Below are 261 nucleotides of genomic sequence, written 5' to 3'. Positions count from 1 at the left end.
TACTGGCCAATATTGACGGTGAGGTCAAGGCGATTCATGTCACTAAAGGTGATCGGGTTACGCCGGGTGAAGTGTTAATTGAAATTGCTTAAAAGCTGTTGAATAGAAAACTTGAGAACCGGGGCATCGTCCCGTTTTTTTATAACTCAATGTCCGTCGTACTATCCAGACTGTCGTAATAAATTATTGCCAGGTAACGAATCGGCATTTGCAGAATATTTTCCGGACGATGTGGTTGCTCCGCATTAAAGGTCAGCGAAT

At 43.3% G+C, this 261-nt stretch carries 1 protein-coding gene; it reads left to right on the top strand.

The window, feature by feature from the left end:
* Nucleotides 1-2: 2 nt before the first annotated feature.
* The gene (locus E8Q33_RS16845; protein WP_136555705.1) at nucleotides 3-92 is read left to right on the top strand and encodes a biotin/lipoyl-binding protein; all 90 of its coding nucleotides are present in this window, start codon (nucleotides 3-5) and stop codon (nucleotides 90-92) included.
* The last annotated feature ends 169 nt before the right edge of the window (nucleotides 93-261 follow it).

Origin of the sequence: Methylophaga sp. SB9B, assembly GCF_004832235.1 — a bacterium.
Lineage (GTDB): Bacteria > Pseudomonadota > Gammaproteobacteria > Nitrosococcales > Methylophagaceae > Methylophaga > Methylophaga muralis.
Note: the sequence above shows the minus strand (reverse complement) of the source record. Positions and strands in the feature narration are given on the sequence as shown.